The organism is Colwellia sp. 20A7 (assembly GCF_009832865.1).
Lineage (GTDB): Bacteria > Pseudomonadota > Gammaproteobacteria > Enterobacterales > Alteromonadaceae > Colwellia.
The window spans coordinates 3,269,359-3,284,431 of sequence record NZ_CP047130.1 but is presented as its reverse complement, the minus strand read 5'-3'; the positions used below and the strand labels follow the sequence as shown (position 1 = coordinate 3,284,431).

The following is a 15,073-nucleotide window of genomic DNA, read 5'->3' as shown; positions in this document are numbered from 1 at the left end:
TTAGTTCAAGCGTTTAAAAATCTTATTTAATTATAAGGTTATAGCAGATATACAAAAATTTAGACATACTTTCTAACAAGTAAAGCGTTAAATAATTGCAGGCTGTGTTATGCTTAATTATCTTTTTTATTTTCTAATTCCAGTAACAATAATTAAATGTTTCAACCTGTTAGCCTATTTATTGGACTACGTTATAGCCGTAGTAAAAAGCGCACTGGCTTTATCTCATTCATTACTTTTTTTTCAACCGTTGGCATTTTGCTTGGTGTAGCCTCGCTCATTACCGTAGTGTCTGTGATGAATGGTTTTGAAGGGGAGTTAAAGAAGCGTATTCTAGGTATTGTGCCGCATGTTATTGTTGCTCAATCCTTAAATGATTCAAAAAGTGAAGACTTTAAGTCATGGCCTGCCTTAAGAGAAGAGTTGTTGCAACAAAAGCATGTTGAACAGGTAACTCCTTTTTTAAGTAGCGAAGCACTTATTCAATCGTCAAAAAACTTACAAGGTGTTTTATTGCAAGGGATTATCCCTGAATTTGAGCAAAAAAACATTATAAGTACTCATATGATAAGTGGCTCTTTAAATAGCTTATCCGAACATCCCTATAGCATTGTTATTGGCCAATCCCTGGCAAGAAAATTAAAAGTAACAATAAATGATACGGTTCGTCTTGTTTTACCCAATAAAACTATTTTTACTCCGATGGGGAGAATTCCTGTACAGCGTAAATTTATTATTCGTGGAATTTTCGATGTTGGCTCTCAAGTTGATGGCTCAATGGTTTATATTCATAGCGAATCAGGTGCCAAATTATTGCGTAGAACTGGTGATGGCATTGATCAATTACGACTCTATTTAGATGATGCTTTTAATGCGCAACAAGTTGTAAATACATTAACAGCGACTAACCTGCAGACAACCTCATTGAATAAATTAACTTATACCACATGGAGTGAAACTCAAGGAGCACTTTTCTCTGCTGTTAATATGGAGAAAAAGATGATGTGGCTAATGCTTAGTTTAATTGTTGCTGTTGCTGCTTTTAATATTGTCTCAGCACTAGTTATGGTAGTTGTTGAAAAACAAGGTGAAATAGGTATATTGCAAACATTAGGTTTGTCTAGAGCTGGGATAGTTAAAATATTTATTACTCAAGGCATGGTAAATGGTTTATGGGGAGCGATGATCGGTAGTATTTTAGGTGTATTAATTGCGTTAAATTTAAATGAAATATTGTCAACGTTAGGGTTGAACATATTAGGTAGTGGCTATGCTATGCAAGCTTTACCTGTTCAGCTTGAGCTAGTAAATGTTGTTGTTATTGTTCTATCAGCTTTAGGGATGAGCTTCATCGCTACGTTATATCCAGCTTTCCAAGCATCAAAAACCCAACCAGCAGAGGTTTTACGTAATGAGTAAAGTATTACATTGTAGTCAATTATCTAAATCATATAAGCAGGGCGATATAGAAACTAAGATTTTGGATAAACTAGAGCTAACAGTTGAAAAAGGCGAGCTACTTGCCATTGTGGGTAGCTCGGGTTGTGGCAAGAGTACTTTTTTACACCTTGCAGGCGCTTTAGATTTACCTAGTTCAGGTGAAGTTTTTATTAATGATGTTAATATTTTAAGTTTATCGGATAAAGAAAGAGCGACTTTTCGTAATCAACATATAGGCTTTATTTATCAATTTCATCATCTAATGATGGAGTTTACCGCCCTTGAAAACGTAGCTATGCCTTTATTGATTAGAGGTGATAAGCCTAAACAAGCGATTGCTGCTGCTTCAGAAGTATTATCGCAAGTGGGGTTAGCTCATCGTCTTAATCACAGACCCAGTGAATTATCTGGTGGTGAAAGACAACGTACAGCTATTGCTAGAGCATTAGTGACTAAACCTTCATTAATTTTAGCCGATGAACCAACAGGTAATTTAGACCGCGATACAGCAGAGCAAATATACCAACTTATTCGTAGTCTTAATAAAAGTGTACAAACCAGTTTTGTTGTTGTTACGCATGATATTGCTTTAGCAATGCGGATGGATCGACAATTAAAATTAGACCATGGCAAGTTATCGAACTTTGCAGAACATAACAATGTGAGCAATTAACCGAGCATAAACTATGTCGAATTTTACTGGTTCTAATAAAAAAATTAACACTTCAATATTCAAACCGTTAAGTGTTTTTTTAGCTTTTCGTTATGTTCGTAGTCGCCATGGTCATGGCTTTTCTACTTTTATATCAGCTTCTTCTACTCTTGGCATTGCCTTGGGTACCATGGTGTTAATTGTCGCATTAAGTGCTATGAATGGTTTTGAACGAGAGTTAGCAAATAAACTGTTATCAATAGTGCCTCATGCGGAACTAATATCGGTTGATGAGCCTATATCAAATTGGCCTTTGAATGTTAAGCGCATAGCGAGTAATCCTGAAGTTATTGCAGCCGCACCAGTGATAAACCTAACAGGTATGATGCAACATAAAAGTCAATTAAAAGCATTAGAGATCAGGGGGGTTGATGTTCAGCTAGAAACGCTTGTATCAGATATTGAAAGTTATATGGTCGAAGGTAGTTGGCATGCTTTATCGGGCTCAAGTGTTAGTAAAAAAATTAATGACACAATAGCAACAGAGCAGGTAGGGAATGGAATAGTTATTGGCGCGGGAGTTGCTAAAAAATTAGCAGTAAAGCTAGGTGATAAAGTACAGATATTATTACCACCAAGTAGCCATAAGTCTGAAATAAATGACCTGAATAATCAAAACTTATTTTCTGCACCAGTGAAAAGACAGGTTGAAATTGTTGGTATATTTAAGTTTGGCGGTACTGTTGATGAAACACTTGCCTATATATCATTAACACAAGCAGCTGAAATTAAAGGTTATCAAAACAATGAAGCACAAGGGATTAGAATTAAAATAGAGAATGTTTTTTCTGCGCCGAGTGTAGCTCGCTCTATTGCGGCTAATTTCAATCATTATGTTTATATTATGGACTGGACACGTACGCAAGGGCATTTGTTTAACGATATACAAATGGTACGTATGGTTATGTTTATAGTGTTAGTCCTGGTTATTGCTGTTGCAAGTTTTAATATTGTATCGACATTAATTATGGCGGTTAATGATAAGAAAGGTGATATTGCTATCCTAAAAACAATGGGGGCTAGTCATAAGTTAATTATGTTGACCTTTATATATCAAGGTTTAGTGAATGGCTTACTAGGCACGGCTATTGGTGGATTTCTTGGCGTGTTATTAGCGCTTAACCTTTCTGATATTGTAGTTTTTATTGAAAACATATTTACACTAAAAGTGTTATCTGCAGATGTATATTTTATTGATCATATTCCTAGCCAATTAAATATGTCTGATGTATATATTACTATTGTTACCGCATTACTAATGTCTTTAGTCGCCACTATATATCCAGCTTGGCGAGCAACAAAAATTGAACCAGCACAAGTATTAGGTCAACTATAAGTTGTTCTACTAGTACTCTAGTTCAATAGCATTGCTTTGATACTGTTCTCATTAAACTCAGTTTATGTTTAATTCTTTAAATTTTAGGCAAAAAAAAGCCCACAAATTATTGCGGGCCAACTTAAATATCAAGTTGATAGAAGGAAGTCTATATGAAATTACATTAAACATGTCGAGAAAAGATAAAACAAAAAAATATCAATTCATCGTTTTCTAGTAAATGATAATTTTACAGGGGAAGAGTAAATTATCATTGCGAAAGCGCTATATCAGAAAACAAGTTTATTATAGGTTTGTTTATGTAGTGTGACAAACTAATAAAATTAGCTTCTCGCATTAGAAAAACTAATGAATGCTCGATGTTTTATAGAAAACAGATGTACTTTTTAATCAATATTACGCTTAATTTGGATTAGTAAGTGTTAATCGTAAATGAGCGGTAACATAAAAAGTCACTTTTTTGCTATAAAATGTAACTATTCATTAACTTCACCTTGTTTGTCTACTAGGTTATCTATTAGTATATGTTCACTTGTGTCGATTGCTTAGAAACCTTGTTGTAAATGTCAAATATAAAATTAAATACAAGCCAAGATTACTCGTTAAGAGTTTATTACGAAGACACTGATGCGGGTGGAATTGTTTATTATGCCAATTATTTAAAGTTTTTTGAGCGTGCTCGTACCGAGTGGCTAAGAGAACTTGGTATCAACCAAGCTAATTTTTTAGAACAAAATATTGGTTTTGTTGTCAGAAAGGTTGAAATGGACAATATTGCTTCAGCTAAACTGGACGATGTACTTAATGTTAACTCTACTATAGTAACGTTAAAACGTGCTAGTTTAGTGTTTAACCAACAAATCACGAATCAAGCAAAACAATTAATATGCACTGCAACAGTTCGTGTTGCTTGTGTTAATTTTCAAAGTCATAACTCTCAAAAAGTAAAACCTATGGCTATTCCAGAATCTATATTAGGAGCGTTAAAACGTGTCTGCTGAACTTTCAATTGTAGAACTCATCTTAGAAGCCAGTTTATTGGTTAAGTTTGTTATGTTGGTGTTATTGGGTTTTTCTGTGGCTTGCTGGGGGATGATCTTTCAACGTCGACAAGCACTTAGTTTAGCTAAGCAACAACTGAAAAGCTTCGAAGATAAATTTTGGAGTGGTGCTGATTTAAGTAAACTCTATAATGAAATTTCAACTAAAGCTGAAATTCAAGGTGTTGAAAACTTATTTGTTGCCGGCTTTAAAGAATTTGCACGCTTACGTAAAAGTCATATTGATAATCCAACCATGATTATTGATGGTACTCAGCGCGCTATGCGAGTTGCATTATCACGCGAAGTCGATAATTTAGAGATGCATTTACCTTTTATGGCAACTGTTGGCTCTATTAGTCCTTATATCGGGTTGTTCGGTACGGTATGGGGGATTATGAATTCATTTATTGGATTAGGCTCTGTACAACAAGCTACATTAGCAATGGTAGCACCAGGTATTGCTGAAGCACTTATTGCAACGGCTATGGGGCTTTTTGCCGCCATCCCTGCGGTTATGGCTTTTAACAGATTTAGTCATAAAGTAGAAAAGCTTGAAAATAGCTACGGTAATTTTATGGAAGAGTTTTCTAGTATTCTACAACGACAAACAGTCGCTGGTAAGCCAGAATAAATAAGGGCGTATTTTATGTATAACAGAGTTAGACGCCGAAAAGTCGCTGAAATTAACGTTGTCCCTTATATTGATGTTATGTTGGTATTGTTGATTATTTTTATGGTGACTGCGCCACTTATTACGCAAGGGGTTAAAGTTGATTTACCTCAAGCAGATGCAGAGCCATTAGATAAAGATACTAAACCACCTTTGGTTGCTTCAGTTGATGCTCAAGGGCGATACTATATTACTTTAGGTGCGAACGATAAAGAACCACTATCAGCTGAAGAAGTCGCTACATTAGTGAAGGCCCATTTATTGGTAAATCCTGACACACCGGTTGTTGTCAATGGTGACGGTGCTGTTTCATATGATGCAGTTATACAGTTAATGGTATTACTACAAAATGTTGCTGGTGTACCATCGGTGGGCTTAATGACAGAACCGTTGGAGAACTAAAGTGACGGAAGAATATAACAAGAGCACCTTTATCAAAGCTATTGGACTAAGTGTTTTCTTACATGTAGGTTTGATTGCTGTTCTTTTTATGGGTGACTTTAACAGCGAAATAAAACCGAAAGCAAGTGCTTCAATTGCGCAAGAAGTTAAGCCGATAGAAGCAACAGTAGTCGATGGAGCAAAACTACAAAAAGCGATAAATGAGATTAAAAAGCAAAAAGCAGATGAACAGTCGGCAGAGAAAAAACGAATTGAAGATATAGAAAAACGTGCAAATGATGCTAAAAAGCGTAGGGCACAAGAAGAAGCACGAATCAAAAAATTAGAAAAGCAGCGTAAGATTAAAGAACAAGAGAAAAAACAAGCGGATAAAGCAGCGCAAGAAGCGAATACTAAAGCTAAAAATGCTGAAAAAGTAAGAAAACAAAAAGAACAAGAGCAGAAAAAAGCAGAAGATGCAGCGGCAAAAGCTCGTTCTAAAAGGTTAGCTGCTGAAGCTGAAGCAAAAAAAGCGGAAGATCTTCGTAAAAAGCAAATAGCGGAACGCAAACGTAAAGAGCAAGAAGCAGCACAAAGAGCCGCACAAGAAAAATTACTAGCGGAACAAATGGCGGCGGAAATGGCTACACGTAATAAAGCTCGTCAGCAACAAATGATGTCTGAAATACAACGTTATGCAGCGCTTATTACCAATGTCATTGATCAAAATATGATTAATGATCGTTCAACAATGGAAGGTAAGTCTTGTAAACTAATGATAAGCCTTGCATCTTCAGGCTTTGTTACGCAAGTTAGAAACGTTAGCGGTGATAGTGTTGTTTGTGAAGCAGCTAAAAGAGCTGTATTTAAAGCAGGTACATTACCCGTTTCTAAAGATCCTGAAATATTTAAAGAAATGCGTAATATTGGTGTTACTGTTGTGCCTGAATTTTAATGTTGAATGAAAGCAGAATCGATTCGAAAATAGATTGTTTAAAAAAACTCTCAAAAATTAACAGAACTGGATTAAATAGAAAAATATGAAAATTAAATTATTACTTGGAATTTTTATAACCCTACTCTCTACTTCCGCGATGGCAACACTTGAAATAGTGATTACTGGAGGTGTTGATAGCGCAAGACCTATTGCTGTAGTGCCATTTAAGTGGAAGGGCGTAGGCGAACTTCCTGAGCAAGTATCTAAAGTTATTAGTGACGATTTATTACGTAGTGGTAAGTTTAATCCGATCAGTCAAAGTCAATACCCTCAATTGCCAACGTCAGCAATGAATATTGACTATAGTGCTTGGGCAAGTATTGGTGTTGAAGCTATTGTCACAGGGACAATAGAAGAAGTTAGTTTAGGGCAATATCGAGTTAGTTATCAGTTGGTTGATGTTATTCGCGGACAAATTACTGGCGGACAAACTTCTATGCTAAGTAATGGTGAATTGGTACAAACAGAAGACCACATTTTAAGTCAAAGTAGTGCGCAAATTGGCAGCGAGCAGTTTCGTCGCTATGCTCATACTATTAGTAATGCAGTATACGAATCACTCACCGGTACTAAAGGCGCTTTTTTAACGCAAATTGCTTACGTTATTGTACGAGATGAAGGCAGTTTTCCTTATCAATTAGCTTTTTCTGATTATGACGGCTTTAATGAACAAGTATTATTAAGCTCTAATGAACCACTGATGTCACCATCATGGCATCCTGATGGCGAGCAGTTAGCTTATGTGTCTTTTGAGAACAGACAAGCACAAATACACACAATTAATATTTATACCGGGCAACGTCAACTTGTAAGTTCATATGACGGTATTAATAGTGCGCCACGCTTTTCTCCTGATGGTAAAAAAATGGCGATGGTTTTATCAAAAGATGGTAACCCTGACTTATATGTAATGACCTTAGCTACTAAAACATTACGTCGCGTAACTCGCAATAGAGCGATAGATACAGAGCCAAGTTGGGCACCAAATGGAAATTCTTTAATATTTAGTTCAGAACGGGGTGGTAAACCGCAACTATATCGCGTAAATTTAATCGATGGGAAAGTTAGACGACTCACTTTTAATGGTGAAATGAATCTAGGTGGTTCTATTACGCCAGATAATAAACAATTAATTATGGTGAATAGAACGCGTGGTCAATATCGTTTAGCCAAACAAGAATTAGACTCAGGTTTATTTCAAGTGCTAACGAAAACCAGGTTAGATGAGTCACCAAGTGTGTCACCTAATGGTGGAATGATAATATATAGTACTTTACATAATAATAGGCAGGTACTTGGGTTAGTGTCAGTTGATGGTCGCTTTAAAGCACGTTTACCTGCACTTGATGGTCAAGTTAAGTCACCTGCTTGGTCACCGTTTTTGTAAAGTGATAGTTATTAAATAAAAAACTATTTATTATATAAAAAAAGAACGAAAAAATTAAAATTACACTTTTGTAAAATAAGGAAAAAAATAATATGATTTTAAATAAAACACTTAAAAATGTAGCTATAGCTTTACCAATGTTAGCTTTAGCTGCTTGTAGCTCTAACGATTCATCAGATGAGCAAGTAAGCGTTGATAGTAATGTTGAAATGGTACAAGAACAGCAAGCAGCAGCTGAAGAAGCTGTTAAAGTTCAGGCTGCTAAACGAGCTGCTGAAATTGAAGAGCAAGAACGCCAACAACTAGCTATGTTACGTTCTGAACATATTATTTATTTCGGTTTTGATGTTTCAAGTGTTAGTAGTGAGTTTTCAAAAATATTGAACGCACATGCTGAATTTTTAAATGCTAATTCTGATGTGAAAGTTTTAATTGAAGGTCATGCAGATGAACGTGGTACGCCTGAATATAATATCGCATTAAGTGAGCGTCGTGCTAAAGCTGTTGTTACCTATTTAGAAAATATGGGTGTATCAGCGAGTCAATTATCAATTGTAAGCTATGGTGAAGAAAAGCCAATGATCAAAGATAGATCAGAAGAAGCTTTCTCTAAAAATCGCCGTGCGGTAATTGTATACTAAAAACTATTTACTAATCGCTATGTATTAATTATACATAGCGAACTGTAAATAAAGAGAATCGGAAAAAAAATGAAACTAACCCTTTCTAATAGAGCAGTTTTATTTGGTCTTATTTGGACCGCTAGCACCTCAGTTGTGCTAGCGGCTCAAGCGCCAGTTATCGACGTAAGCTCTGCATCGAATAAGAACCAAAACTCAGGTTCGTTGACCGAACAATTGGCTAATGTTGAACGAAAACTTGATTCTCGTAACCGAGCTCAAGTAAACATTCAAAGTCAGCTTGATGATCTACAAACCCAGGTTAATGAATTACGTGGTGTTACTGAATTACATACACATCAACTATCTCAAGTACTTGAAAGGCAGCGAGAGCTATATCAAGAGCTTGATAAACGTGTAAGAGAAGCATTGCAACCAGCTTCACAGGTTTCTAATACTACAGTGGCTCATGCTCCTGCAGTGACAAAGAATTATAGTGACGATTTAACTGAAAATGAGGCTTATGATAAAGCATTGAATTTGGTGCTCAAAGATAAGCGATATGAAGAAGCCATTCCTGAATTTCGAAGTTTTAATAAAGCTTATCCTCAGTCAACTTATGCGCCTAATTCACATTATTGGTTAGGGCAATTACTGTTTAATAAAGGTAAGTTAGCTGAAGCAGACCAAGAATTTACTATCGTTGTTGAACAGTTTCAAGACTCAAGTAAAAGACCTGATGCTTTGTTAAAATTAGCGATGGTTGCACAACAACAGAAAAATGAAAAGAAAGCGAAGCAGCTATATTTTCAACTGTTAAGTGAATATCCTGACTCAACTTCAGCACAATTAGCAAAACCGCGGTTAGATAAATTAAAGTAATGGAATTCTAATTTAATTATATTCACTATTTCTGTTGTTGACAAAACTAGCAATGTGCTTTGTTTTTAATCAAACGAGGCGTAATAGTGAAAAAAAATGAATTTATTCTTGCACTAAATTTATATATCAGTATTATATGCGGCGCGTTGAGGCACCAACCTAAACGCGATGTCGGCCGTTAGCTCAGTTGGTAGAGCAGTTGGCTTTTAACCAATTTGTCGAAGGTTCAAATCCTTCACGGCCGACCACTTTACTTTTGATTAATTAGAATAAAGCTAACACTTTAAATTAATTAATCAAAATCAATCGAGGATTTGTAACCTTCTGGATTGAATAGTTCTTAAAACTTAGGTTTTAAAAGTAAATACTCTACTATCGAGTTTAAAAGATAGGTTGGAATTTATTCCAATATCACAATATGTCGGCCGTTAGCTCAGTTGGTAGAGCAGTTGGCTTTTAACCAATTTGTCGAAGGTTCAAATCCTTCACGGCCGACCACTTTGATTTTAGATTAGCAATTATAAAGCAAAAGCTTTACTCTGTTTATCTAAGTTAGATGAAGCTTTAAATCCTTCAGTACTGACCTTTTATTTAGAATTAAATTTCTAAATAAAACACTCTTCTATCGAGTTTAAAAGATAGGCTGGAATTTATTCCAATAATACAATATGTCGGCCGTTAGCTCAGTTGGTAGAGCAGTTGGCTTTTAACCAATTTGTCGAAGGTTCAAATCCTTCACGGCCGACCACTTTTTTAAGATGTAAGTTTTAAAAGAGGAACACTCTGCTACTGAGTTTAAAAAGTAGATTGGAATTTATTCTAATATCACAATATGTCGGCCGTTAGCTCAGTTGGTAGAGCAGTTGGCTTTTAACCAATTTGTCGAAGGTTCAAATCCTTCACGGCCGACCAATTTCTTTATACCTTTTTAAATATCAAAAATTAAACCTGGCTTTTAATCAATTAATTTACGTTAGTCGAAAGTTAAAAATATTCGCGACAAAGCATTTTTTAAATGTAAGTTTTAAAAGAAAAACACTCTACTACTGAGTTAAAAAAGTAGATTGGGATTTATTCTAAAATCACAATATGTCGGCCGTTAGCTCAGTTGGTAGAGCAGTTGGCTTTTAACCAATTTGTCGAAGGTTCAAATCCTTCACGGCCGACCACTTTCTTTGTATCCTTTTTAAAATATCAAAAAACTAAGCCTAGGCTTTTAACCAGTTAATCTACGTTAATCGAAGGTTCAAATCCTTCACGGCCGACCACTTTCTTTGTATCCTTTTTAAAATATCAAAAAACTAAGCCTAGGCTTTTAACCAGTTAATCTACGTTAATCGAAGGTTCAAATCCTTCACGGCCGACCACTTTCTTTGTATCCTTTTTAAAATATCAAAAAACTAAGCCTAGGCTTTTAACCAGTTAATCTACGTTAATCGAAGGTTCAAATCCTTCACGGCCGACCACTTTCTTTATATCCTTTTTAAAATATCAAAAAACTAAGCCTAGGCTTTTAACCAGCTAATCTACGTTAGTCGAAGATTAAATCCTTCACGGCCCATCACTTTCTTTATATCATTTTTAAATATCAAAAAACTAAGCCTAGGCTTTTAACCAGCTAATCTACGTTAGTCGAAGATTAAATCCTTCACGGCCGAGCACTTTCTTTATACCTTGCTAAATAGCAAAAAACTAAGCCTAGGCTTTTAACCAGTTAATCTACGTTAGTCGAAGATTAAATCCTTCACGGCCGACCACTTTCTTTATATCCTTTTTAAATATCAAAAAACTAAGCCAGGCTTTTAACCAGTTAATCTACGTTAATCGAAGGTTCAAATCCTTTACAAGTGAGCACTTAATCCTGTAAATATTCTTTCCCTCCTATGAATAAGTAGATTTTAAGGCTCCTGATCAGCTCAGCTCGTTCACACAAGTTAATTAACGTTTTAAATTCTGCGCAACAGACAACTTCTTTATATCTTACTAATACTTTTAACAAGCTTTTAAACTAAGGGCTAATACTTCAAAGTACTACACATTACTTAGCCGTTCCCTTATAATTACGCCGTTTAAAGACATTTATACTTGTTATATATAGAGAGCTAAAATGAGCCAAATTAATGCAGCTGTTGATTTTGATTATCAATTTCCAGCGAAACCTGAATTATTAAATAATGATGAAAAAGCACAATATATTGCAAAAATCAAAGCGCTGCTAATTGAAAAAAATGCAGTTCTGGTTGCTCATTATTACACTGATCCCGAAATCCAAGCACTTGCAGAGGAAACTGGGGGGTGTGTTGCAGACTCTTTAGAAATGGCACGTTTTGGTAATCAACATCTAGCAGAAACTTTAATTGTAGCGGGTGTTAAGTTTATGGGGGAAACTGCAAAGATTTTAACCCCAGAAAAAACAGTGTTAATGCCTGAGCTAGAAGCAACTTGTTCATTAGATCTAGGTTGTCCAATTGAAGAATTCTCAGCATTTTGTGATCAACATCCTGACCATACTGTTGTTGTATATGCTAATACCTCTGCTGCAGTTAAAGCACGTGCCGATTGGGTAGTAACCTCAAGTATTGCGTTAGAAATTGTTGAAATGCTGGAAAGTGAAGGAAAGCCCATTCTATGGGGACCAGATCGCCATTTAGGTGCATATATTGAAAAAGAGACAGGTGCCAAAATGCTAATGTGGCAGGGCGCTTGTATTGTTCATGATGAATTTAAAGCGAAAGCATTACGTGATCTAAAAATTCAATACCCTGATGCTGCGGTATTAGTACATCCGGAATCACCGGCTAATGTAGTCGCGCTAGCGGATGCTGTTGGTTCAACTAGTCAGTTGATAAAAGCAAGTCAAGAAATGCCAAATCAGCACTTTATTGTTGCTACAGATAAAGGTATTTTTTACAAAATGGAGCAGGCTAACCCAAACAAAACTTTTGTTGCTGCACCAACGGGGGGTAATGGCGCTACATGCCGTAGTTGCGCAAGTTGCCCATGGATGGCAATGAATGGATTAAAGTCTATTGCTGAAGCATTAGAGAGCCCTGTAGGTAAAGAAATCACTGTTGATACTGAACTTGCGAAAAAGGCCTTGATTCCATTACATAGAATGTTAAATTTTGCTGCAGAAAATAAACTAACAGTGAAGGGGAATGCTTAGCTTCGTTAGGTTAAGTTAGCGTAATTAGCATAACCGAGTGAATTATAGACAGTCGTGCAGTTTTGTTCGATTACTACGGAGTTCCGCTTGCGTGTTAGATAGTTTTTATCTACTATAGCGCAGCTTGTTACTGGTGAGGTGTCCGAGTGGCCGAAGGAGCACGCCTGGAAAGTGTGTAAGGCGCAAGCCTTCGAGGGTTCGAATCCCTCCCTCACCGCCATATAAAAGTACAATTGAATATAATTGCAAACAATAAAACCCGATAACCTTTAATTTAAGGTTGTCGGGTTTTTTTGTGCTCATTTATTAACTGATGAGAAGAATAGAGCCACTTGAATATACTCAAGCAAGACAAACAAAGGCTAATAAATCAAATAATCTAGTTGATTAATTAAAAATATGAAGCAGGGCAGTGGGTTAAATTTGAACAACACAGACTTATCAACTAAGGTTAATAAACAACCTGTAAGTGAAAGGTCTTTCATGACAACCGCCAGAAAACTCATTAGCTTAGCTGATTCCCCTTATTATCACTGTATTTCTCGTTGTGTTCGTCGTGCCTTTTTTGTGCGGTGAAGATAAAAACACAGGAAAAAATTTTGACCACAGGCGAGGTTGGGTAGAAGATAAATTACTTAGCCTAACGCAGGTGTTTGTTATTGATGTTTGCGTTTACGCTATTATGAGTAACCATACATACACGGTATTATTTATCGATGAAGAAACTGCAAAAAGATGGTCAACAAAAGCAGTACTTGAGCGTTGGTATCAGTTATTTAAAAGCACACTCTTAACACAGTAATATTGTCGAGGAGGAGAAATCTCTGACTACCTGATGACTTCTTTGCTCGAAACGGTGTTAATTAGTTGGTTATCGTTCGATGTTAATGCTTAATATGGTCGTCGAATAAAAGGATTTAGATACACACAACTTATCAAAACACCTAACTACCACAATCAAATATATCTTAAGGCCCCCCATCTATATGTACCATTTATCAATGCCTAGAGGTAATGTGCTAATACCGAATAAATCAGTAATCTTAGCCTCCTATTTAACATTTTGATTACAGCTTGTCTTCGATGATAACGAAAGTTTTAGACTCATATTAAGTAATTCCAACGAAAGGTTACAAGCACAATAAGCATGACACAGTGACCCATCTTGTTTACTTTCAATCGTTTTCAGTCAAAAAACCTATTTACTCGATGAATAAATAGTTCTAACATTATCTAAAGTTAAGGTTAATTAAGAATTTTAATTATACTAACCCTCTTGATTAGCGTATCTTGTAGGTAGAATCAAAGCTTAAAATTTATTATGTCATGAGTCAATTTCAACCTCCGTTTACAGTCACATCAAAAATCATTCATTATATTTCAGATATTGCAGAAGCTATCGGCAAATTCTCTATAATGTACAACGAAAAAGATATCTTGCAAAGTAAGCAAGATGCTATGGTAAAACACGTTAAAAATGCGTTACTTACTGACAATGTTACCTTGACAAAGGCGCAGATAAACACAATTCATCATAAAGACGACATTGATTTATCTGATGAAATAATCAAAAAAGTAAATAATTCAATTGAAGTCTATGAACAGATGAATAATTGGGATATTAATTTATGCGATGATTTTTTGACAGCACATAAAATGCTTATATTGTCTCAAGAAAATACAACTGATAACTATCGGACGAGTAACACTATCAATAGCAATAAATTGAAAGTGGCCCCGCAAGCTTTACATATTCCACAGATGATGGAAGATCTTTTTAGCTGGTTGTCTACATCGACTGAACACCCGCTAATAAAAAGCTCAGTATTTCACTACGAACTTAAATTTATCCACCCTTTTGTTGAAGGTAATAGTCGCATCGCCTCTTTATGGCAATCTAAAATACTTAAGCAATGGAATCCGTTATTTATATTATTTCCTGTAGAAAAATTTATAGAGGCAACTAAACAGCAGTATAATAGTGCAATAAATGAAAGTACCGACACGGGTGATTCTTCAGTTTTCATCGAGTACATTCTCGAAAATACCTTAAGTACTATTTTAAAAGTAGGCAATAGCTTATTTTTAAATAAAGAACCTGCACGATCACAGACGCCAATAGAAAAAAACACAACCCCACAAGAAACACCACAAGTTAAAGCTTTGATAAATGTATTAAGTCAATCTGATATATCTTTAAATAGAAAGCAATTACAAGAAAAGTTGAAACTTAAAGATCGCAAGCACTTTAGAGAGCGCTACCTTAAACCAGCGATGGATGCCGCTTTAATTGAAATGACTATTCCTGAAAAACCGAATAGCAAGCTACAAAAGTACCGGTTAATTTAATGTACATCTGTCCCCGTTACCATGCAAAGGGTGAGAGCTCAGAAAATAATCATAATAATCATGTAATAATCATGCCACCCATAATAACGA

12 protein-coding genes, 6 tRNA genes and 1 pseudogene are annotated in these 15,073 nt (G+C 35.6%); all 19 read left to right on the top strand.

Annotated features, from left to right (window positions below; all coding sequences use genetic code 11):
- The first annotated feature begins 156 nt into the window (after positions 1-156).
- The 19 genes and pseudogenes from GQS55_RS14170 to GQS55_RS14080 all read left to right on the top strand — a co-directional run bounded on the left by GQS55_RS14170 (position 157) and on the right by GQS55_RS14080 (position 14,983).
- Positions 157-1,419 carry a lipoprotein-releasing ABC transporter permease subunit gene (locus GQS55_RS14170; protein WP_159821124.1) on the top strand — a complete coding sequence of 421 codons (1,263 nt, stop codon included), beginning with the start codon at positions 157-159 and terminating at the stop codon, positions 1,417-1,419.
- A complete protein-coding gene (gene lolD, locus GQS55_RS14165) occupies positions 1,412-2,113 on the top strand; it encodes a lipoprotein-releasing ABC transporter ATP-binding protein LolD (RefSeq protein ID WP_159821123.1) in 702 nt (233 codons plus the stop codon). The genes GQS55_RS14170 and lolD overlap by 8 nt, the downstream gene beginning before the upstream one ends.
- A 13-nt stretch (positions 2,114-2,126) precedes the next feature.
- Positions 2,127-3,488 (top strand): lipoprotein-releasing ABC transporter permease subunit LolE, encoded by a 1,362-nt coding sequence (gene lolE / locus GQS55_RS14160; protein WP_236559646.1) that lies wholly within the window; start codon positions 2,127-2,129, stop codon positions 3,486-3,488.
- 563 nt (positions 3,489-4,051) lie between these two features.
- Positions 4,052-4,489: a tol-pal system-associated acyl-CoA thioesterase gene (gene ybgC / locus GQS55_RS14155; protein WP_159821122.1), complete on the top strand. Its 438-nt coding sequence runs from the start codon at positions 4,052-4,054 to the stop codon at positions 4,487-4,489.
- Positions 4,479-5,162, top strand: coding sequence for a protein TolQ (gene tolQ, locus GQS55_RS14150; RefSeq protein ID WP_159821121.1), 684 nt, complete (start codon positions 4,479-4,481; stop codon positions 5,160-5,162). Before ybgC ends, tolQ begins: the two co-directional genes overlap by 11 nt.
- A 15-nt stretch (positions 5,163-5,177) precedes the next feature.
- Positions 5,178-5,603 (top strand): protein TolR, encoded by a 426-nt coding sequence (gene tolR, locus GQS55_RS14145; RefSeq protein ID WP_159821120.1) that lies wholly within the window; start codon positions 5,178-5,180, stop codon positions 5,601-5,603.
- A gap of 1 nt (position 5,604) precedes the next feature.
- Positions 5,605-6,537, top strand: coding sequence for a cell envelope integrity protein TolA (tolA, locus tag GQS55_RS14140; RefSeq protein WP_159821119.1), 933 nt, complete (start codon positions 5,605-5,607; stop codon positions 6,535-6,537).
- An 85-nt stretch (positions 6,538-6,622) separates the two neighbouring features.
- Positions 6,623-7,966: a Tol-Pal system beta propeller repeat protein TolB gene (gene tolB / locus GQS55_RS14135; RefSeq protein WP_159821118.1), complete on the top strand. Its 1,344-nt coding sequence runs from the start codon at positions 6,623-6,625 to the stop codon at positions 7,964-7,966.
- A gap of 92 nt (positions 7,967-8,058) precedes the next feature.
- Positions 8,059-8,607: a peptidoglycan-associated lipoprotein Pal gene (gene pal, locus GQS55_RS14130; RefSeq protein ID WP_159821117.1), complete on the top strand. Its 549-nt coding sequence runs from the start codon at positions 8,059-8,061 to the stop codon at positions 8,605-8,607.
- A 69-nt stretch (positions 8,608-8,676) separates the two neighbouring features.
- Positions 8,677-9,468 (top strand): tol-pal system protein YbgF, encoded by a 792-nt coding sequence (ybgF, locus tag GQS55_RS14125; RefSeq protein ID WP_159821116.1) that lies wholly within the window; start codon positions 8,677-8,679, stop codon positions 9,466-9,468.
- Between the two features lie 172 nt (positions 9,469-9,640).
- Positions 9,641-9,716, top strand: a tRNA-Lys gene (locus GQS55_RS14120).
- Positions 9,717-9,890: 174 nt separating this feature from the next.
- Positions 9,891-9,966, top strand: a tRNA-Lys gene (locus GQS55_RS14115).
- 174 nt (positions 9,967-10,140) lie between these two features.
- A tRNA-Lys gene (locus GQS55_RS14110) sits at positions 10,141-10,216 on the top strand.
- Positions 10,217-10,304: 88 nt separating this feature from the next.
- Positions 10,305-10,380: transfer RNA gene (locus tag GQS55_RS14105), tRNA-Lys, on the top strand.
- 181 nt (positions 10,381-10,561) lie between these two features.
- Positions 10,562-10,637, top strand: a tRNA-Lys gene (locus GQS55_RS14100).
- Between the two features lie 938 nt (positions 10,638-11,575).
- Positions 11,576-12,634 (top strand): quinolinate synthase NadA, encoded by a 1,059-nt coding sequence (nadA, locus tag GQS55_RS14095; protein ID WP_159821115.1) that lies wholly within the window; start codon positions 11,576-11,578, stop codon positions 12,632-12,634.
- 132 nt (positions 12,635-12,766) lie between these two features.
- A tRNA-Ser gene (locus GQS55_RS14090) sits at positions 12,767-12,854 on the top strand.
- A 263-nt stretch (positions 12,855-13,117) separates the two neighbouring features.
- Positions 13,118-13,433 (top strand): annotated as a pseudogene (locus GQS55_RS14085) (transposase); the annotation flags it as partial.
- Between the two features lie 527 nt (positions 13,434-13,960).
- A complete protein-coding gene (locus GQS55_RS14080) occupies positions 13,961-14,983 on the top strand; it encodes a Fic family protein (protein WP_159821114.1) in 1,023 nt (340 codons plus the stop codon).
- Positions 14,984-15,073: the final 90 nt, after the last annotated feature.